The following is a 23,993-nucleotide window of genomic DNA, read 5'->3' as shown; positions in this document are numbered from 1 at the left end:
CCGCCCGCCCGGACGCCACCCCCGATCGCGGAACTCCCCGCCGAAACTCGGTGGCAATCTCCCCCAATGCACGGACAACTCCCCATGTCTCGCCGCTGATACGGAAGTTCGCCCTCCGGACACGTCTTCGAGTTAGCCGCGCGTCGGTAGTAGGCTCGCGCCGTTTGTTGACGCACATATGCACCCCCGGCCGGCGGGGGTCGAGCTGGGGGAGGCCATGCGCTTTCGCGGGAAGTCGATCCGCCGGAAGATCGTGGCGCTGCTTCTCGTGCCGCTGGTGTCCCTGGCCGCCGTATGGGGTTTCGCCACGGTACTCACGGGGCGTGAGGTCGCCCGGCTGTTCCGGGTGTCCGATGTCGTACAGGACATCGGCTATCCCACCGAGGACACCGTCCGCGTCCTGCAGCAGGAGCGTCGCCAGACCCTCGTCTACCTCGCCGACCCGCGGGCCGCCGACGCCCTCGCCGCTCTGCACCGCACCCGCGGCGCCACCGACCGGGCGGTCGGCGAGATCCGCAGGAACGCCGACCACGACACCCGCGACGGCATGGACGCCGCCGACCGCGAGCGTCTCAACGCCGCCCTGGACGCCTTCACCGGCCTCGGCTCGCTGCGCCGCAGCGTCGAGGAGGGCACCGTCACCCGGGCCCAGGCGTACGACCTCTACAACCGTCTCGTCGATCCCTGCTACACGCTGCTCGCCGCTCTCGAGGGCATCGACGACGTCGACATGGACAAGCAGTCGCGCGCCCTGGTCAACATCACCCGCGCCCGCGAACTGCTCTCCCGGGAGGACGCCCTCCTCGGTTCCTCCCTCGTCGTCGGCCGGCTCACCCGTGACGAGATCCGGGACATCTCCGACCTCGCCGCCCAGCGCAGCCTCCTGTACGACATCAACCTGCCGCTGCTGCCCGACGCCGAACGCGAACGGTACGAAAGCTTCTGGAAGAACGCCACCACGGCGCCGCTGCGCGTGGCCGAACAGGACGTCATCGACGCGGGTGCCGGTACCCCCCACGGAGTCACCGCCAAGAGCTGGGACTCCGCCGCGGCCGGAGTGCTGAAGGAACTCGGCACCCTCGACGACCAGGCGGGTGACCGCTTCCAGGACCGGATGCGCCCCGTGGCCATGGGCGTCATCGCGCAGGCCGCCGTCGCGGGCCTGCTCGGCCTGGCCGCCCTGCTGTTCTCCCTCTTCCTCTCCGTCCGGATGGGCCGCACCCTCATCCGCGATCTGCGCCAGCTGCGCATGGAGGCGCACGAGGCGTCCGGTATCCGGCTGCCCAGCGTGATGCGCCGGCTGTCGGCCGGTGAACAGGTCGACGTCGAGACGGAAGTGCCGCGCCTGGAGTACGACAAGAACGAGATAGGCGAGGTGGGGCAGGCCCTCAACACCCTGCAGCGCGCGGCGGTCGAGGCGGCCGTCAAGCAGTCCGCGCTGCGCTCCGGCGTCTCCGAGGTCTTCGTCAACCTCGCGCGCCGCAGTCAGGTGCTGCTGCACAAGCAGCTCACCCTGCTCGACACCATGGAACGCCGGACCGAGGACACCGACGAACTCGCCGACCTGTTCCGCCTGGACCACCTCACCACCCGCATGCGCCGCCACGCCGAAGGCCTGGTGATCCTCTCCGGCGCCGCGCCGTCCCGGCAGTGGCGCCGCCCGGTGCAGCTGATGGACGTCGTCCGCGCCTCCGTCGCCGAGGTCGAGGACTACGAGCGCATCGAGGTACGGCGTCTGCCCCGCATCGCGGTCACCGGGCCGGCCGTCGCCGACCTCACCCACCTCGTGGCCGAACTCCTGGAGAACGCCACGGTGTTCTCGCCTCCGCACACCGCCGTCCAGGTCCTCGGCGAGCGGGTCGCCAACGGATTCACGCTGGAGATCCACGACCGGGGTCTCGGCATGACGGCCGAGGCACTCCTGGACGCCAATCTCCGCCTCGCCGAGACGCCCGAGTTCGAACTCTCCGACACCGACCGGCTGGGTCTGTTCGTGGTCAGCCGCCTCGCCCAGCGCCAGAACGTCCGCGTCTCCCTCCAGCCCTCGCCCTACGGCGGCACCACCGCCGTGGTCTTCGTCCCGGACACGCTGCTGACCGACGACGTACCGGACACCAACGGCATCGGCTTCCGCCTCGACAGGGCCCGGCCCTCAAGGGAGCCCGGGCCGGCGGTGAGCCGTGCCGCCGGACGGTCCCAGGCGCCCGTGCAACTCCCGGGCATGCCGACCTCCCTGCTGGACGGCCCGGTCGAGCTGGAGCCGCCCGTCGACCTGGACGCCCTCGACGACTTCCCCGGCGTCCTCGCGGACGAGGACAGTGAACGCGGGGGGCTCTTCCGGCCCCGCCGCTCCCTGGCCGGCGGCGAGGACCGGACGGCGAACCTGCCGGACGACCTCCCCTCGCATGAGGGCGGCGTCGACCGCGGCGCCGTGCCCCTGCCGCGACGACAGACCCCCAAGCTGGTCAGTTCACACGGCAAGCCCGTCACCGACCAGCGCTCCCGCCGGGCGGACGGACCGGACGGGCAGCACCCGCACCGCACGGAACCGGACCAGCAGCCCTCCGGCGGCCCCCGCCGAGTCGACACGGGCGGCCTGGCTCCGCTGCCCGCCCGGCGCCGGGGCGCGGCCTCCCGGCGCCCGGCCGAGGTCGCCGACCACGTGGACGAGCCCGGTACCGCTCCGGCCGCCGGAAGCGGCGAGTCGTCCGAGCCCCCGGTGCTGCCCATGCGCGGCCGGCCCCCGACGCTCCCGCCCGGGGGCCGGGGCGACGCGCCCCGCCAGGCACCCTTCGGTGACACGCCCCGGTACGCAGACGCCGCACCTCGGTCCGACGGCACTCCGTCCCTTCCCGCACGCGACACGCCGTGGTCCGCGGGCGGCACACCCCGCACCACAGCCGGCACGCCGGTGGGCGCGGCGGCCGACGGACAGAGCACCGGGGCACTGCCCCGGCGTATCCGCCAGGCCAGCCTGGCCCCCCAGCTCAAGCAGGACACCGAACGCCGCTCCACGCGCGCGGCCCAGCCCGCCGACCGCGACGCGGACGAGGTCCGCAGCCGGATGGCCTCGCTCCAGCGCGGCTGGCAGCGTGGCCGTGAGGAGAACGCCACGGGCGACGGGGCCCAGAACGACACAGCACAAGGAACCACTAAGGGGGACGGTCGATGACCGCACCGAAGGCGACCGACCACACCGCGACGACGAACAGGGGGGAGCTGAACTGGCTCCTGGACGAGCTCGTCGACCGGGTCGCCAGCATCCGGAAGGCCGTCGTCCTGTCCGGCGACGGGCTGCCCACCGGGATCTCCAAGGACCTGACCAGGGAGGACAGCGAGCATCTGGCCGCCGTCGCGTCCGGCTTCCACAGCCTCGCCAAGGGGGTGGGACGCCACTTCGAGGCGGGCAGCGTGCGCCAGACGGTGGTCGAGCTCGACGACGCCTTCCTGTTCGTCACCGCCGCCGGTGACGGCAGCTGCCTCGCCGTCCTGTCCGACGCCGACTCCGACGTCGGACAGGTCGCCTACGAGATGACGCTCCTGGTCAAGCGAGTCGGCGTGCACCTGGCCAGCGCCCCGCGCACCGACACGCCCGCAGGCGGGTAGTGGGATGACATGAGCGGAGACGGTCAGGGAAGCAACCACTGGTTCGACGACGAGGCCGGACCGGTCGTCCGCCCGTACGCCATGACGCGGGGCCGCACCACGAGTGTGGCCCAGCACCGCCTCGACCTCATCGCGGTGGTCGTCACGGAGCCCGACGCGGGCGACCCGGAAGCGGACCCGACGCTCTCTCCCGAGCACGTGGAGATCGTCGGGCTCTGCCGGGACACGCCACAGTCGGTGGCCGAACTCGCCGCGGAACTCGATCTGCCCACCGGGGTGGTCCGGGTCCTCATCGGCGACCTCGTGCACGCGGAGTTCGTCCATGTCACCCGTCCGGTGCCGCCGGCCGAGCTGCCGGACGAGAGTATTCTGCGCGACGTGATCAACGGCCTCCGGGCGCTGTGACCGGCGCGGAAGCGGAGTACTGACGTGACAGGCTGGCAGTTCTGGGTCGACCGAGGCGGCACCTTCACCGACATCGTCGCGCGGCGCCCGGACGGCCGGCTGCTCACCCACAAACTGCTGTCCGAGAACCCCGCCCGGTACGACGACGCGGCCGTCGCCGGCGTACGCGAACTCCTCGGCGACTCGACGGAACCCGTCGAGTCCGTCCGCATGGGCACCACGGTCGCCACCAACGCCCTGCTGGAACGCAAGGGCGAACGCACCCTCCTCGTCATCACCCGCGGATTCCGTGACGCCCTGCGCATCGCCTACCAGAACCGCCCCGACATCTTCGCCCGCCGTATCGAGCTGCCCGAGCTACTCCACGAGCGGGTCGTCGAGGCGGACGAGCGCGTCGCCGCGGACGGCACCGTCCTGCGCGCCCCCGACCTGGACGCCCTCGCCGGCCCACTGCGGCAGGCGTACGACGACGGGATCCGGGCGGTCGCGGTCGTCTGCCTGCACAGCCATCTGTATCCCGCCCACGAACAGGCGATCGGCGACCTCGCCGCCCGCACCGGCTTCCCGCAGATCTCGCTGTCCAGCGAGGTCAGTCCGCTGATGAAACTCGTGCCGCGCGGGGACACCGCTGTCGTCGACGCCTACCTCTCGCCCGTGCTGCACCGCTACGTCCGGCGGATCGCCGACGAACTCCACGGCGTACGGCTGATGTTCATGCAGTCCAACGGCGGACTGACGGAGGCCGGACAGTTCCGCGGCAAGGACGCCGTGCTCTCCGGGCCGGCCGGCGGCATCGTCGGCATGGCACGGATGTCGCAGCGCGCCGGCTTCGACCGCGTGATCGGTTTCGACATGGGCGGCACCTCCACCGACGTCTCGCACTTCGCCGGCGACTACGAGCGCGTCTTCACCACCCGCATCGCGGGCGTCCGGCTGCGCGCCCCCATGCTGGACATCCACACCGTCGCGGCCGGCGGCGGCTCCGTCCTGCACTTCGACGGCTCCCGCTACCGCGTCGGCCCCGACTCCGCGGGCGCCACCCCGGGCCCCGCCGGCTACCGCGCGGGAGGGCCGCTCACCGTCACCGACGCCAACGTGATGCTCGGCCGGATCCAGCCCGACCACTTCCCGGCCGTCTTCGGCCCCCACGGCGACCAGCGGTTCGATCGCGACCTGGTGCGCGACCGGTTCACCGCCCTCGCGGGCGAGATCCACGACCGCACCGGCGACGACCGCACCGCGGAACAGGTGGCCGAGGGCTATCTGCGGATCGCCGTCGCCAACATCGCCAACGCCGTGAAGCGGATCTCCGTCCAGAAGGGGCACGACGTCACCCGCTACGCCCTGACCACCTTCGGCGGAGCCGGCGGCCAGCACGCCTGCCGGGTCGCCGACTCGCTGGGCATCCGCACCGTGCTGGTGCCTCCCATGGCAGGCGTCCTGTCCGCGCTCGGCATGGGGCTCGCCGACACCACCGCCATGCGGGAACAGTCCGTCGAGGCACCGCTGGAAGCCGCCGCCATGCCGGCTGTCCGCGACACCGCCGACGACCTGGAGAGCGCGGCCCGGGCCGAACTCCTCGACGAGGACGTGCCCCAGGACCGCATCCGGGTCACCCGGCGCGCCCAGCTGCGCTACGACGGCACCGACACCACCCTCACCGTCGAACTGGCCAATCCCGACACCATGCGGCGGGCCTTCGAAGAACGTCATCGCGCCACGTACTCCTTCACCCTCGACCGCCCGATCGTCGTCGAAGCCCTCTCCGTCGAAGCCACCGGCATCACCACACCCCCCGAACTCTCCGCCCTCGCCCCCTACGAGGGCCGGCCCGCCACGCCCGACACCGTCCGCCTCCACACCGGCGGCGCCTGGCGCGACGTGCCCCTCCACCGCCGCGAGGCCCTTCCCCCCGGCGAGACCGTCACCGGCCCCGCGATCATCACGGAGGCCGGCGCGACGACCGTCGTCGACGACGGCTGGCGGGCCGCAGCGACCGACGACGGGCATCTGGTCATGGAACGCACGACGGTCACGCAGAGTTCCGATCTCGGCACTCGAGCCGATCCGGTTCAGCTCGAGGTGTTCAACAACCTGTTCATGTCGATCGCCGAACAGATGGGCGCCCGGCTGGAGTCCACCGCCCAGTCCGTCAACATCAAGGAACGCCTGGACTTCTCCTGCGCCCTGTTCGACCCCGACGGCGGCCTCGTGGCCAACGCCCCCCACATCCCCGTCCACCTGGGCTCCATGGGAACCACCGTCAAAGAGGTCATCCGACGGCGCGGCACCGCCATGCGGCCGGGCGACACGTACGCGGTCAACGACCCGTACCACGGCGGCACACACCTGCCCGACGTCACCGTGATCACCCCGGTGTTCGACACCGAGCGGGCGACGGACACGCCCGCGGACACGGGGAGTGACACGCCGGGGGAGCCGAGGATCCTTTTCTACGTCGCCTCGCGCGGCCACCACGCCGAGATCGGCGGCATCGCCCCCGGCTCCATGCCGGCCCACAGCCACACCATCGACGAGGAGGGCGTCCTCTTCGACAACTGGCTCCTCACCGAGAACGGCCGCTTCCGCGAGGAGGAGACCAGCCGTCTGCTCACCGAGGCACCCCACCCCTCCCGCAACGTACGGACCAACCTCGCCGACCTGCGCGCGCAGATCGCCGCGAACCGCAAGGGCGTCGACGAAGTCCGCCGCATGATCGACGACTTCGGCCTCCCCGTCGTCCAGGCCTATATGCGGCACGTCCAGGACAACGCCGAGGAGGCGGTGCGCCGCGTCGTCGACACCCTGGACGACGGCGAGTGCGCCTACGAGACCGACTCGGGCGCCGTCATCCGTGTCCGCGTCCGCGTCGACCGCGCCGAACGCCGCGCGACCATCGACTTCACCGGCACCTCCGCACAGCTGACCACCAACTTCAACGCCCCCCTCGCGGTCGTCAACGCGGCCGTCCTGTACGTCTTCCGCACGCTGGTCGCCGACGACATCCCGCTCAACGACGGCTGTCTGCGCCCCTTGGACATCGTCGTGCCGCCCGGCTCGATGCTCGCTCCGGAGCCGCCCGCCGCCGTGGTCGCGGGCAACGTCGAGACGTCCCAGGCCATCACCGGCGCCCTGTACGCCGCGCTCGGCGTCCAGGCCGAGGGCTCCGGCACCATGAACAACGTCACCTTCGGCAACCAGCGCCACCAGTACTACGAGACCATCGCCTCCGGATCGGGAGCCGGCGACGGATTCCCCGGCGCCGACGTCGTCCAGACCCACATGACCAACTCCCGGCTCACCGACCCCGAGGTCCTCGAATGGCGGCTGCCGGTCCGGCTCGAGGAGTTCGTCGTCCGGCGGGGGAGCGGCGGCGCCGGACGCCGGCGCGGCGGCGACGGTGCGGTGCGCCGCATCCGCTTCCTGGAACCCATGACCGTCTCCACACTCTCCCAGCATCGCCGTGTGCCCCCCTACGGCATGGCGGGCGGTGCGCCCGGAGCGCTCGGCGCCAATCGCGTGGAGCGGGCCGACGGCACGGTCACCGACCTCGGCGGCAGTGGTTCGGCCGACGTCGGTCCCGGCGATGTACTCGTCATCGAAACCCCGGGTGGCGGAGGCTACGGCCGTCCGTCACCCGACCACCATCAAGCGGGAGAAGAGATCGATGATCTTCGGGCGTTCTGAGCGCGGCAAGCCCCCGGTCGAGCCCGTCACGCTCAAGATCCTCGTGGCCGGCGGCTTCGGCGTGGGCAAGACGACCCTCGTCGGCGCGGTCAGCGAGATCAGGCCGCTGCGCACCGAGGAACTGCTGACCGAGGCCGGTCGTCCGGTCGACGACACCAGCGGGGTGGAGGGCAAACACACCACCACCGTGGCCATGGACTTCGGCCGCATCACCCTGCGCGAGGACCTGGTGCTCTACCTCTTCGGCACGCCGGGGCAGGAGCGGTTCTGGTTCATGTGGGACGAGCTGTCCGAGGGCGCGCTCGGTGCCGTCGTCCTCGCCGACACCCGTCGCCTGGAGGACTGCTTCGCCGCCGTCGACTACTTCGAACGGCGGGCGATACCCTTCATCGTCGCCGTCAACTGCTTCGCGGGCGCGGCCCGTTACCCGGTCGACGCCGTACGCCGGGCCCTCGACCTGGACGCCGACGTGCCCGTCCTGCTGTGCGACGCGCGCGACCGGGAGACGGTCAAGGAAGTGCTCATCGGCGTCGTCCAGCACGCCATGGACTACGCGGCCGAAACGCGCCAGACCGTCAGCGGCTGAGGCACCCGCACGGCCCGCGCCTCGGGGAGACACCGGGACGACCTGCGCCGCGTGGCACACCGACACGACCTGTTCCCCCTCGGGCACCGGCGCGACGGCGCGGCCCGTACCCCCGCCGACTGGGGTACGGGCCGCGGTCCGGGGCGGGTGTGATCACGCGCGCGTACGATCACGCGCGCGTGCCGTGACGTCTACGCACCGTCCTCCTCCAGCCAGCCGAAGCTCTTCTCCACGGCCCTGCGCCAGTTGCCGTACTCCCGCTCGCGCGTCGAGGCATCCATGGCGGGCGTCCACTCCGCGTCCTTGCGCCAGTGCGACTTCAGCTCGTCCAGGTCGTCCCACACACCGGTCGCCAGCCCGGCGGCGTAGGCGGCGCCCAGGCAGGTGGTCTCCGACACCCGGGGCCGGATCACCGGGACGCCGAGCACGTCCGCCTGATGCTGCATGAGCAGGTTGTTCTTCGTCATGCCGCCGTCGACCTTCAGGGTCGTGATCCGCACCCCGGAGTCCTGGTACATGGCGTCCACGACCTCGCGCGTCTGCCAGCTCGTCGCCTCAAGCACCGCGCGCGCGAGGTGCGCCTTGGTGACGTACCGGGTCAGCCCGGTGACGACACCGCGCGCGTCGGATCGCCAGTAGGGCGCGAACAGACCCGAGAAGGCAGGCACGATGTAGGCGCCGCCGTTGTCCTCGACACCGGCCGCCAGTGTCTCGATCTCGTCGGCCGTGCGGATGATGCCGAGTTGGTCGCGGAACCATTGGACCAGCGCGCCCGTTATCGCGATGGACCCCTCCAGGCAGTATACCGGCGCGGCACCGCCGATCTTGTAGCCGACCGTCGTCAGCAGCCCGTTCTTGGACGGGACCGGCCGGTCGCCGGTGTTCAGCAGCAGGAAACTGCCGGTGCCGTAGGTGTTCTTGGCGGTGCCGACGTCGTAGCAGGCCTGCCCGAACACGGCGGCCTGCTGGTCGCCGAGCGCGGAGGCCACCGGCACCCCGCCCAGCTGCCCGACCGCGGTGCCGTAGACCTCCGCCGAGGACACGATCTCGGGCAGCACCGCCTCGGGGAGGTTCATGGCCGACAGGATGGAGGAGTCCCACTGGAGGGTCTCCAGGTTCATCAGCAGGGTGCGGCCGGCGTTCGTGACGTCGGTGACGTGCCGGCCGCCGTCCGTGCCGCCGGTGAGGTTCCAGATCAGCCAGGAGTCGATGGTTCCGAACGCGATCTCGCCGCGCTCGGCCCGCTGCCGCAGACCCGGCACCTGGTCGAGCAGCCAGGCCGCCTTGGGGCCGGAGAAGTAGCTGGCCAGCGGCAGTCCGGTCCGGTCGCGGAAACGGTCCTGGCCGTCCCCGCCGCCCAGTTCACGGCAGAGAGCGGCGGTGCGGGTGTCCTGCCAGACGATCGCGTTGTGCACCGGCTTGCCGGTTGTGCGGTCCCACAGGACCGTGGTCTCCCGCTGGTTGGTGATACCGAGCGCGCTCAGCTGATCGGCGCGCAGTCCGGCCTTGGCGAGTGCCCCGGCCACCACGGCCTGCACCTTGGACCAGATCTCGGTGGCGTCGTGCTCCACCCATCCGGGTTGGGGGAAGATCTGGCGGTGCTCACGCTGGTCGACGGCGACGATGGCGCCGCCGCGGTCGAAGACCATGCAGCGGCTGGACGTGGTGCCCTGGTCGATGGCGGCGACGTACTTCTCGGTGTCCGTCATGGCTGTCCCTGGGTCGCTGGTCGCTGGGATCGGGTCGCTGGGCAGAGGGCCGGCAGGCTCGGGCCCGCGCGGCCCCGGCGGAGCTGTGAGCGGGTCGGAGGGCCACGCCTCGGAAAGCGTCGTCAGAAGGCCACGTTGTAGAGGAGACCGGCGAGCGCCCCGCCGATGAGCGGCCCGACGACCGGGATCCAGGCGTAACCCCAGTCGGACGTGCCCTTGTTGGGGATCGGCAGGAACGTGTGCACGATGCGCGGGCCGAGGTCGCGGGCCGGGTTGATGGCATAGCCGGTCGGGCCGCCGAGCGAGAGCCCGATGCCGACGACGAGCAGCGAGACGATGAGCACCGTGGTGCCGGACTCGCCGAGCCCCTTCGTGAGCCCGAAGGCGAGGACGGGCAGCACCAGGGCCATGGTCGCGATGATCTCGGTGACGAGATTGGCGACGGGCTTCCGTATCTCCGGGATGGTCGAGAAGATGCCGAGCGTCGGCACCGGTTCGCCGGCCCCGCCCTCGGGTGTGCCCTCCCCGCGGACGTTGGCCTGGAACTGCGCGAGGTACACCAGGTAGGCCAGTACGGCGCCCAGCACCGCGCCGACGGTCTGACCCAGCAGGTACACCCAGACCTTGTCCCACTTGCCTGTGTCCACGGCGATGCCGATGGTGACCGCGGGGTTGAGCTGGCCGCCGGACAGGGGAGCGGCGGTGTACGCGCCCGCGAGAACGCCGAAGCCCCAGCCGAACGCGATCACCACCCAGCCCGCGGCCCGTGCCTTGGAGTACCTGAGGGTGACGGCGGCACAGACGCCCGCACCGAACAGGATCAGGATCGCGGTGCCGATGACCTCGCCGACGAAGATGTCTCCGTTGCTCATGGCGGCTCCCTTGACGCGGTGAGGGCGATCAGCCCAGGCCTTCGTGCAGGAACGGTTCCCTTGGCGACTTCCGCCGAAGGCAGGGAGGCCTCGCGCCCCGCTCGGCGTCCGTGGCGAGCGTGCCGTCGCAGCCGGATCGCCCTGGAAGGGCGGCCCCTGGAACAGGACAGACCCGTCGAGCGGTGCCCCCATGACACTCGTGTACGGGGCGAGGTCGGCTGACACCGGGAAGTGTTCACCGGCGCCCCGGGGGCGTCAAGGTTGCCGACGGCAAACGGTGTCAGGGCTGCCAGGACGACGGCGGCCGAGCCTCGGGCGGCCACGTTCGGGGCGGTTCACCGGCCCGGCTCGGTGGTCCGTCATCAGGCTCGGTTGTCCGTCATCCCGGCCCGGTGGTTCACGACCCCGGCCCGGTGGTTCACGACCCCGGCTCGGCGGCCGCGTACCCGACACGCGCCGATCCCGCTCCCGGGACGCCACGCCGTACCTCGTGGCCGGGCAGCCCGGCACGGCCGAGAACCCAGCTCGCACCGGACAGCTCCTTGGCCGCCTTCTTCAGCGGTGCGAGGTGGGCGGCGGCCTGACGGTGATCGCCGACGCTGCCCGGGGCGCACACGACGGTCGCGAGCGAGAGTGTGACCGGCCGGCCGGCCACCGACCAGGGCGCGTCGAGCACGGAGGCGACCAGCGTGACGGGTACCGCCTCGTCGGCCAGCACCAGGAAGTCGTCACCGCCGATGTGCCCCACGCGCGCGTGCCCGGCGACCGTCTGCTGCAACGCTCGCCCCACCGACCGGATCAGCTCGTCGCCGGCCGCGAAACCGGCTCCGTCGTTGACCTGTTTGAAGTGGTCGATGTCCAGCCAGCTGAGCGCGAACGCCCGCCCTCCGGCGATCCACCGGTCCACCTCACCCGTGATCGCGTCCGAACCGGGCAGCCGGGTCAGCGGATTGAGCCCGGCGGCCTCCTCGACCCGGCTCTCGGCCAACGCCCGCACGAGGTCCGCGAGCCGCACGGTTCCCACGCACCGACCGTGTTCGTCGACCACCGCCACGTCGTCGGAGGTCCGGTCGCTGCCACCGACGGCGACCACGTCCAGCACCTCCCAGGCGGTGGCGTCGACGCCGACCGTGCGGGGCACGTCCCCGAGTTTGCGGGCGGGGCGGTCGGCGTACAGGGCATGGCCATAGGGGCCCGACATCGACAGCAGGAAGCGCGAGCGGTGCACCGAACGGACCGGCCTGCCCGCCTGGTCGACCAGCAGCACACCGGAGACGTCCGGGGAACCGGTCAGCAGTGCCCGCACCTGCCCCGCCGATGCCGTCATCGGCAGGATGGCGGCGGGACGGACGAACTCCCGTACCGAGGGTCCCGACCTGGGCATCGCCGGCGATCCCGGCGAGCGGGGCGGAACGTACACGTCCGCGACGGGGATCCGGGCCGGCGGCGCGAACAGCTCACCCTGCGCGAGCTGCGCCCCGGCCGCCACCGCCGCCGCGCACTGCGCTTCGGTCTCCACGCCCTCCACCGCGACCAGGGCACCCAGCTCCTCGCACAGCGTGCGCATCGCCCGCACGGCGGCCGGCCGGGCCAGCAGTGAGGCATCGAGTTTGACCAGGTCCGGCGAGAGGTCGGTCAGCAGCCTCAGCGGTATGTCGCCCTCCCCGATGCCGTCGGCGCAGATACGGAAGCCCTGTTCGCGCAGCGCCGCCACCGCCTCCAGCAGGGCCCGCTGTGGCACATGCGTACAGGGCGGCACGATGTCGAGCGTCACTTCCCAGGGCAGGCGCCCCACCGCGCGCACGGCGTCGTGCAGCGGTGTGAGGCCACCGAGGTCGGCGAGCGTGGCCGCGAACACGTTCAGGTGCAGCGGCAGCATCGTCTCCCTGCGCGCCACCGCGCGAAGGGCCAACACGGCGAGGACGCCGTCGAGTTCGGGGTCGCGGCGGGCCTCGGCGAGGATGTCGCCGCTCTCCGGGCGGGCAAGCGTCTCCAGTGCGGCGACCGCGCCCGTCCTCAGGTTGACCACCGGCTGGAAGGCGAAACGGAGAGTATCCGTCCAGGAGTACACGGCAGCATGATGGCGCTGCCCGCTCACGCCCAGGCGCAGTTCATAAGACGTTCACAGAGGATTCCGAGCCGATCACACAGCGTGTGGATCCCCGTGGCTCCTCCCGTCGCACGGAACCCGTCCGCCGCGCGTGGTGCGCTCGGCACCCTCCTCTCAGCCGACGGCGACCACCGACGATCCATGCCCGAACAACCCCTGGTTGGCGGCGATGCCCACGCGCGCCCCGGCGACCTGCCGGTCACCGGCCGAACCTCTCAACTGCCAGGTCAGCTCGCAGACCTGCGCGATGGCCTGGGCCGGCACCGCCTCACCGAAGGAGGCCAGGCCGCCGCTGGTGTTGACGGGTATGCGGCCGCCGGGTGCCGTCGCCCCCTCGCGCAGCAGCTTCGCCGCCTCGCCCTCGCCGCAGAGCCCCAGATCCTCGTACCACTGCAACTCAAGTGCCGTGGACAGGTCGTACACCTCGGCCAGGTCCAGGTCCTGCGGGCCGACTCCCGCCTCCTCGTACGCGGTCCGGGCGATGGACGCCCGGAAGGTCTCGGCCGGCGGTGCCACCGAGGCCGCGCAGTCCGTGGCGATGTCGGGCAGGTCCAGCACCGTGTTGGGGAACCGTGGCGTCACCGTGGACACGGCCCGGATGCGCACCGGGCGGGCCACGCCGTGCCGGTGCGCGAACTCCAGGCTGGACAGCACCAGCGCCGCGCCCCCGTCGGAGGTGGCACAGATGTCGAGCAGCCGCAGCGGATCGGCGACCACCGCCGAGGCGGCGACCTCCTCGACGGTGACCCGCCTGCGGTAGCGGGCGTACGGGTTCAGCGCGCCGAGCGCGGCGTTCTTCACCTTCACCAGGGCGAAGTCCTCCGGCGTGTCTCCGTGCACCGCCATGCGCCGCCGGGCGTACAGCCCGAAGTACGCCGGGTTCGTCGCGCCCAGCAGGTGAAAGCGCTGCCAGTCCGGATCGTCGGGCCGGTCGCCGCCCGCGGGGCGGAAGAACCCCTTGGGCGCGGCGTCCGCTCCGACCACGAGCACCACGTCGGCGAGCCCGGCGAGGATCTGCGCGCGGGCGGCGGCGATCGCCTGCGCACCCGACGCGCAGGCCGCGTACACACTGGCGACCCGGGCACCCTGCCAGCCCAGGGCCTTGGCGAACGTCGCCCCCGCCACATAGCCGGGGTAGCCGCCACGCACGGTGTCCGCCCCCACGATCGAGCCGACGTCCCGCCAGTCGAGCCCGGCGTCCGCGAGGGCCGCCCGGGCCGCCGCCGTCCCGTACTCGACGAAGTCGCGGCCCCACTTGCCCCACGGGTGCATCCCCGCACCGAGCACCGCCACGTCCGCCGTCATGCCGCCACCTCCCTGGGCCGCCAATGCCAGATCGTCCAGCTCGTCTCCGCGTCCTCGTACAGCACCCCCGAGACGACCTCCACCTCCATGCCCACGCTCAGATCGGCGGCGGTGACCCCCGGAACCGCCTGCCCCAGCACCACGATCCGCTCGGATTCCAGCTCCACCGCGATCAACGTGTACGGCTCCCACGGAAGTTCCCGATTGCTCACATAGGGTGACGGTGGCCGGTAGCGGCTGTCGGTGTACGACCAGATGCGGCCCCCTCGCGACAGCGGAACCTCCTCCAGGCCGCCGCCGACGCAGTGCGGGTTGCGGCAGTGGGCGTCCTCGCGCGGGAAGAAGACCGAGGCGCAGGACGAGCAGCGGGTGCCCAGCAGCCGGAAGGCGTCCCCCTCACCGGCGAACCAGCCGGCGACGGCGGGTGTGCGTGTGCGCGCCAAAGCCCCTCCCCAGGAAAGTTCTGACGGATCGTCAGGAGTTTGTCACGGCTCGCGGGAAATCGGCAGGCCGCCCGGTGAACCAAAACGCCCCTCGGGACGTCGTGGTACGGGAGGGGCGGGCGGGCTCGACGGGGGTGACTCCGGCCGCCCCTTCCGGAGCCGTCGTTTCCCGTACGCCATTGCCGGAAGACGACCCTCCTCTGATCGGATACAGTCCGCGCGTGTCCGAAATTCAACTCCCATCCGCCAACTCCGCGCCCGGATCCCACTGTTCGAGCTGCGGAGCGCCCTTCGGCGAAGGCGTCTCCGGCTGGCCGCGCAGCTGCCCGGTCTGCGGCTCGGTCGCCTATCGCAATCCGCTGCCGGTCGCGATCGCGCTCCAGCCCGTGTACGACACCCAAGGCACCGCCCTGGTCGTCATCACCCGAACCATCGACCCCGCGCGCGGAGGCATGGCCCTGCCCGGCGGTTACGTGGACGACCGGGAGGACTGGAAGCAGGCGGTCGTACGGGAACTCGAGGAGGAGACCGGCATCGACGCGGCCACCCGTGACGTCCGGCTCGTGGACGCCATGAGCTCGCCCGACGGGCATCTGCTGCTCTTCGGACTCCTCCCGGAACGGCCGGCCGACGGACTCCCACCGTCCGGCCCGACCGACGAGACCGAGGGCTGGCACCTGCTGCGCAGGCCCGTGGAACTCGCCTTCCCGCTGCACACCGTGGCAGTGCGCGCCTGGTTCGAGGGCCGGTACATCTGAGCGGCCCAGGGGCGTACATCCCCGTGTGCGCGGGCCCGGTACGGCTGAGCGGGTGACTCGGGCCCGGCGCCCCTCACAGGCGGCGCTCGCGACGAGCCGACCCCACGAGGGCCGGCTCAGTCCAGCCCTCGTACCCGCACCGGACGGCCCGGCTCGCCCGATCCGTTCTCCCCTTCCCTGGTGATCACCACCTGTCGCCCCTGTCGGCGGACGGCGTACCGTTCGACCTCCGGCTCGTCCCAGCCGTCTCCCGCGTCGGGCACCACCAGGCCGCCTCCCGTGCGGCCCGGTGCGGGCGCCCACACCTCCAGCTCCGACTCACCGTCGGCGCCCCGTACGGGCACGACCGCTCCCGCGCGCGCGAAGACCGGTATGCGTGACAGCGGCGCGTCCACGACAACCTGCCCGGGCCCCTTGTACGCCTCCTCCGTGACCGTGTCGTACCAGCGGCCCCGGGGCAGACGCACCGGACGGCGGGTGGCCCCCGGCTCCAGGACCGGGGCCACGAGCAAGCCGTCACCGAGCAGAAACGTGTCCTCGCAGTCGCGCAGCGCCCGGTCCTCGGGCGCCCCCCACCACGGCGGCCGTACATAGGGCGCGCCCGTGCGCCGGGCCAGATGCGCCAGCGTCACGAAGTAGGGCGACAAACGCCGGCGTCCGAGCAACGCCGCGCGCGCGTGCTCCAGGATCTCCACACCGAAGTCCCACGGCGCCCCGTGCCCGGCACGCGCGCTCGCGTGCGTGCGGAACAGTGGCAGATACGCGGCCAGCTGCAACGACCTCAGATACAGCTCCGCCGACGGACCGCCGTCCTGACCGCCCACGTCCGCGCCCGAGTACGGCACCCCGCACAGCCCGAGCCCCAGCACCAGCGACAAGGACGCCCGCAGTCCGGGCCATCCCGGGGCCACGCCCCCCGACCAGATGCCCCCGTAGCGCTGCGATCCCGCCCACCCGGAGCGCGAGAACACGAAGGGGCGCTCCCGAGGCGACAGCTCCCGCAGCCCCTCGTAACCCGCCTGGGCCATGCACAGCGCGTACACGTTGTGCGCCTCGCGATGGTCGCCGCCACGCCCCTCCAAGGCGTGCCGGGCCGACCGCGGCAACGTCCGCTCACCGAAGGCGTTGAACGACGTCGGCTCGTTCCTGTCGTGCCAGAACCCCGCGAACCCCTGCCCAAGCCGCTCCTCGTAGAGGCCACCCCACCACTTGCGCACGCGCGCGTGCGTGAAATCCGGAAAGGCCGACTCCCCGGCCCGCGTCACACCCCGCACCGTGCACCCCGAGGCGTCGCGCACGAACGCGTCCAGCGTCGAACCCCCGTCGTGGACGGCATCGCCAGGCGCCGCCCGCACCGCCGGTTCCACGACCGACACCAGCCGTACCCCGTCCCGGCGCAGCTCCTCGGCGAGAGCGGGCAGCCGGGGAAAGCGCTCCCGGTCGACGGTGAACACCTGACGGTCGGCATGGTGATCGAGGTCGAGATGGACGGCGTCCAACGGCAGGCCACGCTCCTGGTAGCCCGCCACGATCCGGCGTGTCTCCCGCTCGCCGCCCAGACCCCGCCCCGCGTGATGGTGACCCAGCGCCCACGACGGCGGCACCGCCGGCGCCCCCGTCAGCGAGGCCCAGGTGTGCAGTACACGCGCGGGAGTGCCCACCAGCACCCAGCAGCGCAGCGGACCGCCGTCCATCCGCACCTCACATCGCCCCACCCGGTCGTGCCCGGACCCGGCGCCCTCCTCACCCTCGCGCAGAACCACCGTGCCGTCCCACGTGGTGTCGTGAAACACCAGATGCGTGCCCGCGTCGGCCACCACGAGCTGTACCGGCATGGTCACGGACAACGGACCCCCATCCGGCCCGAACACGCGACCCGGATCGGTGTTCCACAACCGGTACCTGCCGTCGCGCAGACGGGGCCCCGACGACCGCCCGCCCAGGCCGAAGAACCGGGCGTCCGCCGGCACCTCCGAGCGCTGCATCCACCGCGCCGCACCACCGTCGACCGGTTCCCACCAGCGCGGCGGCAGGTCGCGCCGCAGCGTCAACCCGCCGGGCGTGCACACCTGCACCGCGCCGTGCCGCGAGACCACGAGCGTCGCCCGCTCGGCGACCACCCGCCAGCCGCCGTCCTTGTCGGGCTCCAGCACCGCCCGCGGATCCGGCTCCGGACCGCTGCCGGCCAGCGCGTACGACGGCAGCGGACCCGCCCCGTCCCAGCCCCAGAAGAGGGCCCCGTTCACCGCGACGGTGATCCGCAGCTCGGACCGGCCGAAGCGGATCAGCCCGCCCCCCGGCCCCGGCTCCACGTCCCGCACCTGCCCCGGAACCCGCGCCCGCTCGGCCCCCCGCTGCGGCAGCCAGACAGCGTCGATACGCCGCCTGCGCCACGCGGCCCGCACGGTACGCAAGCCCCGAGCCGCCCTCCCCGCATTGCCCACACCCACCGAACGCACCAGGTCACGACCGTCCATGCCGCTCACCCTGCCACCGAGCGCCCTGCACCCGTGTGTCGTTCAACTGCCGTTCACCTGTGCCAGGACCACATCTTCACGACATGGACTGTGTGGGGCTCACCCTGGTGCAGAAGTCGATCACGTGGCATCGTCCCTGTCAGCCGCGTCACGCGCACACCCCAGCCCGTGCGCGGACCGACGCCCACGACGCGCACAGCCGGGAGCCGCCCATGTCCACCGCGAACCCCCAGCCACTCTGGCAGCCCGCCCCCGAGCGGATCGCCCAGGCCCGCATCACCCGCTTCCAGGCCTGGGCCGCCGAACGCCACGGCGCTCCGGCCGAGGGAGGCTACCCGGCTCTGCACCGGTGGTCCGTCGAGCAGCTGGACACCTTCTGGAAAGCCGTCACGGAGTGGTTCGACGTACGGTTCTCGACCCCCTACGCGCGCGTGCTGGGCGACCGCTCCATGCCGGGCGCCCACTGGTTCCCCGGCGCCACCCTGAACTACGCCGAGCACGCCCTGCGCGCCGCGACCGACCGCGCGGACGAACCCGCCCTGCTGCACGTGGACGAGACGCACGAACCACGCCCGGTGACCTGGTCCGAGCTGCGCCGCCAGGTCGGCTCCCTGTCCGCCGAACTCCGCGCCCTCGGCGTACGCCCCGGCGACCGCGTCAGCGGCTACCTCCCCAACGTCCCGCAAGCCGTCGTCGCCCTCCTCGCCACGGCCGCCGTCGGCGGCGTCTGGACGTCCTGCGCGCCCGACTTCGGCGCCCGCAGCGTCCTCGACCGCTTCCAGCAGGTGGAACCGGTCGTCCTGTTCACCGTCGACGGCTACCGCTACGGCGGCAAGGAACACGACCGCCGCGAGACCGTCGCAGAGCTGCGCCGCGAGCTGCCGACCCTGCGCGCCGTCGTCCACATCCCGCTCCTCGGCACCGACGCCCCCGACGGCGCCCTGGAGTGGTCGGCACTGACGGCCGGGGACACCGCACCCGTCTTCGAACAGGTCCCCTTCGACCACCCCCTGTGGGTCCTGTACTCCTCCGGCACGACCGGCCTGCCCAAGGCCATCGTCCAGTCCCAGGGCGGCATCCTCGTCGAACACCTCAAGCAACTGGGGCTGCACTGCGACCTGGGACCCGAGGATCGTTTCTTCTGGTACACGTCGACCGGCTGGATGATGTGGAACTTCCTCGTCTCCGGCCTGCTCACCGGAACGACGATCGTCCTCTACGACGGCAGCCCCGGCTACCCCGACACCGGCGCCCAGTGGCGGATCGCCGAACGCACCGGAGCCACCCTCTACGGCACCTCGGCCGCCTACGTCATGGCCTGCCGCAAGGCCGACGTCCATCCCGCCCGAGACCACGATCTCTCCAAGGTGCGCTGCGTCGCCACCACCGGTTCGCCCCTGCCGCCCGACGGTTTCCGCTGGCTGCACGACGAGGTACGCGACGACCTGTGGATCGCCTCCGTCAGCGGTGGCACGGACGTCTGCTCCTGTTTCGCGGGAGCCGTCCCCACCCTCCCCGTGTACACCGGCGAACTCCAGGCATCCGGTCTGGGCACCGACCTGCAATCGTGGGACCCCAGCGGCAACCCCCTCCTGGACGAGGTCGGGGAACTGGTCGTCACCAACCCCATGCCGTCCATGCCGATCCGCTTCTGGAACGACCCCGACGGCAGCCGCTACCACGACAGCTACTTCGACACCTACCCCGGCGTCTGGCGCCACGGCGACTGGATCACCGTCACCTCACGCGGGTCCGTGATCATCCACGGCCGGTCCGACTCCACCCTCAACCGGCAGGGTGTACGCATGGGCTCGGCCGACATCTACGAAGTCGTCGAGCGACTCCCCGAGATCAGGGAATCCCTCGTCATCGGCGTCGAACAGCCCGACGGCGGCTACTGGATGCCGCTGTTCGTCCATCTCGCACCGGGCACCGACCTCGACGAGGCCCTCCTGAACCGCGTCAAACAGGCCATCCGCGCACAGCTGTCGCCCCGGCACGTGCCCGACGAGATCATCGAGGTGCCCGGCATCCCCCACACCCTCACCGGCAAGCGCATCGAGGTCCCCGTCAAACGCCTCCTGCAGGGCACCCCGATGGAGAAGGCCGTCAACCCGGGATCCATCGACGACATCGCCCTCCTCGCGTTCTATGAGGAACTGGGCCGCAAGCACGCCTGACCCACCGCCCCCTCTCCTCCGGGTGGGCTGCCTCGGACTCGCCGAGCACGACATCGCGTCACCGAGTCCGAGGCCGCGCCCGTCGCCGCCACGGTCGCCACCGAGGCGACCTCCTCGGCGGAGGCCGTTGTCAGTGCCGCCGGTTACGGTGAGTGAGCATTGATCGACTGCGCATCAGGGGGAAAACATGGCGCACACCGACCAGCGGACCATGCGACGCGTCCTGCGCCGCGAGATCGCCGGCACCATCGGCCTGCTCACCGACGAACACGACTTCCGCGCCATGCGGCGCTACCGCAGTTTCGTCTTCGACGACCACACGACCTACCTGCGGCAGGTTGAGGCCCTCCTCAAGTCCCGCGCCGCCCAGGGCAGCCACACCACACTCGCCCTGTTCGACCCCGAGGACTACGCCGCGTACTGCACCGAGACCGGCCTCGACCCGGAGAGCCCCGCCAACCGCACCCGGTTCACCGCGGAACTCGCGGCCACCGGCGCCACCATCCCCTACGACGGCCGGCCACTCGACACCCTCCCGCCCGCCCTCGTGGACGAAGCCGTACGCCAGGCCACCTGGGAGTACGCGACCACCCTCCTGACCCGCCTCGGCCCCTGTCCCACCTGCGGCGAGGACATCGGCAGGGCGGCCTTCACCCGCGCCTCCGAACTCCTGGCGCGCATCCTCACCGCGGCACCGCCCGGCGAACGGCACCTCGTGTGCAGCGTCTCCGGACCACCGGAGACGCTCGTCTCCGCTCTGCACGCCGACCAGGACACCCAGGGCAACCTCCGCCTCGACGAAGCCGAGAGCCTGGAGTTCACCAGCGTCCTCGCACTCGGCCTCGGCACCCGCAGCCCCGGCGGACTCGTCATGCGCGCCAGCGCCCCCGGCACGGCCGACCGCGTCTACGGCTGGCGGATGCGCGTCGGCGGACTGGAACCGCTCACCGCTTCCGAGGTCTTCGACGCCTACTGCACCGACGTCGAGACCGGCGACCTGATCTCCCCGGAACCCGGCGTCGACTACTGCGAGCCGCCCGACCTCGGAGAGGAGAGCACCGCGAACGGGCACCGCCACTGAACGCGCGCCGAGGACGAACCGAGGACAAGACGTACCGAAGACGACCGAAGACGAACGAGCACGCACCCCGAGAACGCACCCCGAGGACGAACCGAACGCGCCAGGGGCGCCCCACCCGAAGGCGGGACGCCCCTGATCACCCGGCACACCACGGGCGCGCCGGCGTTGCTACTCGCCGGACAGCACCGCCTGCGCCGCGGCGCGCGCCTCCTCGGCGCTGTCGGCCGCCCGGGCGGCCGCGGCCGCCCGCTCGCACTGGGCCAGCGTGTGCTTCGCCAGCGTCGCCCGGACATAGGGGAGCGACGCCGCACCCATGGACAGGGAGGTGACACCCAGGCCGGTCAGCACACAGGCCAGCAGCGGGTCGGACGCGGCCTCGCCGCACACACCGCAGCTCTTGCCCTCGGCCCTGGCCGCCTCCGCGGACAGGGCGACCAGGTCGAGCAGCGCCGGCTGCCACGGGTCCTGAAGCCGCGAGACCGCACCGACCTGGCGATCCGCCGCGAAGGTGTACTGCGCGAGGTCATTGGTGCCCAGCGAAAGGAACTCGACCTCCTGCAGGATCGAACGCGCCCGCAGGGCGGCGGAGGGGATCTCCACCATCGCGCCGAACTTGGCGCGCAGCCCCGCCTCGCGACAGGCGTCCGCGAACGCCTTCGCGTCCGCCCGGTCGGCCACCATGGGCGCCATGACCTCGAGGTACACGGGCAGCCCCTCCGCGGCCTTCGCCAGGGCGGTGAGCTGCGTGCGCAGGATGTCGGGGTGATCGAGCAACGTGCGCAGACCACGCACACCGAGCGCGGGGTTCGGCTCGTCCGCGGGCGTCAGGAACTCCAACGGCTTGTCCGCACCCGCGTCCAGGACGCGCACGACCACACGGCCCTCGGGGAACGCCTCCAGCACCTGCCGGTAGGCCTCCACCTGCTTCTCCTCGGAAGGAGCGCTCTTGCTGTCGTCCAGGAACAGGAACTCGGTCCGGAACAGACCGACACCCTCGGCGCCGGCCGCCACGGCCGCCGGGACGTCCGCCGGGCCGCCGACGTTGGCCAGCAGCGGCACCTTGTGCCCGTCCGCGGTCGCGCCAGGCCCGGTCGAAGCGGCCAGCGCGGCCTTGCGCTCGGCGGCCGCGGCCCGCAGCTCCGCCTTCTTGCGCTCACCCGGGTTCACGAAGACATCACCCGTGCTGCCGTCCACGGCGACGACCATGCCCTCGGCCAGCTCACCGGCGCCCGGCAGCGCCACGACGGCCGGTACGCCCAGAGCCCGCGCCAGGATCGCGCTGTGGCTGGTCGGACCGCCCTCCTCGGTCACGAAGCCGAGCACCAGAGAGGGGTCGAGCAGTGCCGTGTCGGCGGGCGCGAGATCGCGCGCCACAAGGACGTACGGCTCGTCGCTGTCCGGCACACCCGGCATGGGCACGCCCAGCAACCGCGCGACGATGCGGTTGCGCACGTCGTCGAGGTCGGCCACCCGGCCGGCGAGGTACTCCCCGGCCGCCGCCAGCAGCTCGCGGTAGGAGGCGAACGCGTCGTACACCGCACGCTCGGCCGTGCTGCCGACGGCGATCCGCCGGTCGACGTCGGCCATCAGCTCGGGATCCTGGGCCATCATGGCCTGCGCCTCGAGCACCGCCTGGGCCTCGCCCCCCGCCAGGTTGCCGCGCGCCACCAGATCGGCGGCGACGGCGTCCACCGCCTGACGGGCGCGGCCCTGCTCGCGCTCCGCCTCCTCGGCGGGGATCTGCTTGGCCGGCGGCTCCAGCACCGCCGTACCCATGTGCCGAACCTCGCCGATCGCCACACCGTGGCTCACGCCGACGCCTCGCAGCGTTGTCTCCATCTCACCCGTCTCCGATAGTGCGGCGGACCCCGCCGCCGCGGTGGTTGTCCTGTCGCCGTCCCGGGACGGCACCGCCGTCAGTTCCAGGCGAAGAGGCTGTCGCCGGCCTTCACGTCGCCACTGTCACGGAGGTCGCCGAGGGAGTCGGCGGTGGCTTCGAGCGCGACGACGGGGCACACCGGGGACTTGCCCGCGGCCTCCACCGCGGCGGGGTTCCAGCGCACGACGCTCTGCCCCCGCGTCACGGTGTCGCCCTTGTTGACGAGCAGCTGGAAGCCCTCGCCGTTGAGCTGCACGGTGTCGATGCCGAGATGCGTGAGCACTCCGTGTCCGCTCTCGTCCACTACGACGAAGGCGTGCGGGTGCAGGGAGACGATGACGCCGTCCACGGGCGCCACGGCCTCGGAGGGCTCACGTACGGGATCGATGGCGGTGCCCGGGCCGACCATGGCCCCGGAGAAGACCGGGTCCGGCACTGCGGCCAGTCCGATGGCGCGTCCGGCAAGAGGGGACGTCACGGTGGTCATGGGAAGCCTCCCAAGGAGTGGAGCTGCTTACGGGCCGTCACTACCAGTCCCGGACGGCATCTGAGCAGCAGGGTATGTCAGATGAAGTGGCGGTTCCGTTTTGAAGCTACCAGTTAGTGGTCTAGACCACCAACCCATCAGATTTGCATGCGGTTCACGGGCCCGTGTACTGTCGTACTCCTGCTTGGGGCGGAGGGATGCAACAACGTCTCCGCTCGGCAGCACCCCAAACTCTTCAGATCCTATCTCTGGGTCTCCTTCTGCGTGCTCGCAGCGAGGCGGTCAGAGAGGCGGAAAAACCCTGATAGAGTTTGAAACACCGAAGGGAAGCCCGGAGGAAAGCCCGAGAGGGTGAGTACAAAGGAAGCGACCGTTCCTTGAGAACTCAACAGCGTGCCAAAAATCAAC

At 71.9% G+C, this 23,993-nt stretch carries 16 protein-coding genes; 8 read left to right on the top strand and 8 right to left on the bottom strand.

The features are described from left to right. The first annotated feature begins 217 nt into the window (after positions 1-217). From ACIBA9_RS19900 to ACIBA9_RS19880, 5 genes are read left to right on the top strand one after another with little or no spacing between them, the layout of a single operon-like run. Entirely contained in the window at positions 218-3,172 is a 2,955-nt protein-coding gene (locus ACIBA9_RS19900) for a nitrate- and nitrite sensing domain-containing protein (protein WP_399364667.1), read from the top strand. Beyond that, positions 3,169-3,606: a roadblock/LC7 domain-containing protein gene (locus tag ACIBA9_RS19895; protein ID WP_362161632.1), complete on the top strand. Its 438-nt coding sequence runs from the start codon at positions 3,169-3,171 to the stop codon at positions 3,604-3,606. The genes ACIBA9_RS19900 and ACIBA9_RS19895 overlap by 4 nt, the downstream gene beginning before the upstream one ends. Positions 3,607-3,615: 9 nt before the next feature. Next, a complete protein-coding gene (locus ACIBA9_RS19890; protein ID WP_362161634.1) occupies positions 3,616-4,011 on the top strand; it encodes a DUF742 domain-containing protein in 396 nt (131 codons plus the stop codon). 24 nt (positions 4,012-4,035) lie between these two features. Further along, entirely contained in the window at positions 4,036-7,698 is a 3,663-nt protein-coding gene (locus ACIBA9_RS19885; RefSeq protein WP_399364665.1) for a hydantoinase B/oxoprolinase family protein, read from the top strand. After that, entirely contained in the window at positions 7,679-8,284 is a 606-nt protein-coding gene (locus tag ACIBA9_RS19880; protein ID WP_399364663.1) for a GTP-binding protein, read from the top strand. Before ACIBA9_RS19885 ends, ACIBA9_RS19880 begins: the two co-directional genes overlap by 20 nt. 191 nt (positions 8,285-8,475) lie before the next feature. Here the strand turns inward: ACIBA9_RS19880 and glpK are convergent, their stop codons facing one another. The 5 genes from glpK to ACIBA9_RS19855 form a co-directional block, all read right to left on the bottom strand. Next, positions 8,476-9,993 carry a glycerol kinase GlpK gene (gene glpK / locus ACIBA9_RS19875; protein ID WP_399364661.1) on the bottom strand — a complete coding sequence of 506 codons (1,518 nt, stop codon included), beginning with the start codon at positions 9,991-9,993 and terminating at the stop codon, positions 8,476-8,478. A gap of 122 nt (positions 9,994-10,115) precedes the next feature. Beyond that, on the bottom strand, positions 10,116-10,865 hold the full coding sequence (locus ACIBA9_RS19870) for an MIP/aquaporin family protein (RefSeq protein ID WP_399364658.1): 750 nt from the start codon (positions 10,863-10,865) through the stop codon (positions 10,116-10,118). Positions 10,866-11,283: 418 nt separating this feature from the next. Then, positions 11,284-12,936, bottom strand: coding sequence for an EAL domain-containing protein (locus ACIBA9_RS19865; protein WP_399364656.1), 1,653 nt, complete (start codon positions 12,934-12,936; stop codon positions 11,284-11,286). Positions 12,937-13,089: 153 nt separating this feature from the next. Then, the gene (locus ACIBA9_RS19860; RefSeq protein WP_399364654.1) at positions 13,090-14,280 is read right to left on the bottom strand and encodes a lipid-transfer protein; all 1,191 of its coding nucleotides are present in this window, start codon (positions 14,278-14,280) and stop codon (positions 13,090-13,092) included. Beyond that, entirely contained in the window at positions 14,277-14,723 is a 447-nt protein-coding gene (locus tag ACIBA9_RS19855; protein ID WP_399364652.1) for a Zn-ribbon domain-containing OB-fold protein, read from the bottom strand. The genes ACIBA9_RS19860 and ACIBA9_RS19855 overlap by 4 nt, the downstream gene beginning before the upstream one ends. A 221-nt stretch (positions 14,724-14,944) precedes the next feature. Here ACIBA9_RS19855 and ACIBA9_RS19850 point away from each other — a divergent pair, with 221 nt between their 5' ends. Then, complete coding sequence (locus ACIBA9_RS19850) at positions 14,945-15,481, top strand: NUDIX domain-containing protein (protein ID WP_399364650.1); 537 nt, start codon at positions 14,945-14,947, stop codon at positions 15,479-15,481. A gap of 116 nt (positions 15,482-15,597) precedes the next feature. Here the strand turns inward: ACIBA9_RS19850 and ACIBA9_RS19845 are convergent, their stop codons facing one another. Continuing rightward, positions 15,598-17,958, bottom strand: coding sequence for a glycoside hydrolase family 31 protein (locus ACIBA9_RS19845; protein ID WP_399364648.1), 2,361 nt, complete (start codon positions 17,956-17,958; stop codon positions 15,598-15,600). A gap of 212 nt (positions 17,959-18,170) precedes the next feature. Between ACIBA9_RS19845 and ACIBA9_RS19840 the strand changes: the two genes are divergently transcribed. Next, entirely contained in the window at positions 18,171-20,138 is a 1,968-nt protein-coding gene (locus ACIBA9_RS19840) for an acetoacetate--CoA ligase (protein WP_399364646.1), read from the top strand. 187 nt (positions 20,139-20,325) lie between these two features. Further along, a complete protein-coding gene (locus ACIBA9_RS19835) occupies positions 20,326-21,219 on the top strand; it encodes a hypothetical protein (protein ID WP_399364644.1) in 894 nt (297 codons plus the stop codon). A gap of 168 nt (positions 21,220-21,387) precedes the next feature. On the opposite strand, the gene ptsP is transcribed toward ACIBA9_RS19835, so the two are convergent. Both ptsP and ACIBA9_RS19825 read right to left on the bottom strand, forming a co-directional pair. Continuing rightward, positions 21,388-23,058: a phosphoenolpyruvate--protein phosphotransferase gene (gene ptsP / locus ACIBA9_RS19830; protein ID WP_362161663.1), complete on the bottom strand. Its 1,671-nt coding sequence runs from the start codon at positions 23,056-23,058 to the stop codon at positions 21,388-21,390. A 77-nt stretch (positions 23,059-23,135) separates the two neighbouring features. Then, positions 23,136-23,585 (bottom strand): PTS glucose transporter subunit IIA, encoded by a 450-nt coding sequence (locus ACIBA9_RS19825; protein ID WP_399364642.1) that lies wholly within the window; start codon positions 23,583-23,585, stop codon positions 23,136-23,138. Positions 23,586-23,993 lie beyond the last annotated feature (408 nt).

Source organism: Streptomyces sp. NPDC051452 (assembly GCF_044454765.1).
Lineage (GTDB): Bacteria > Actinomycetota > Actinomycetes > Streptomycetales > Streptomycetaceae > Streptomyces.
Note: the sequence above shows the minus strand (reverse complement) of the source record. Positions and strands in the feature narration are given on the sequence as shown.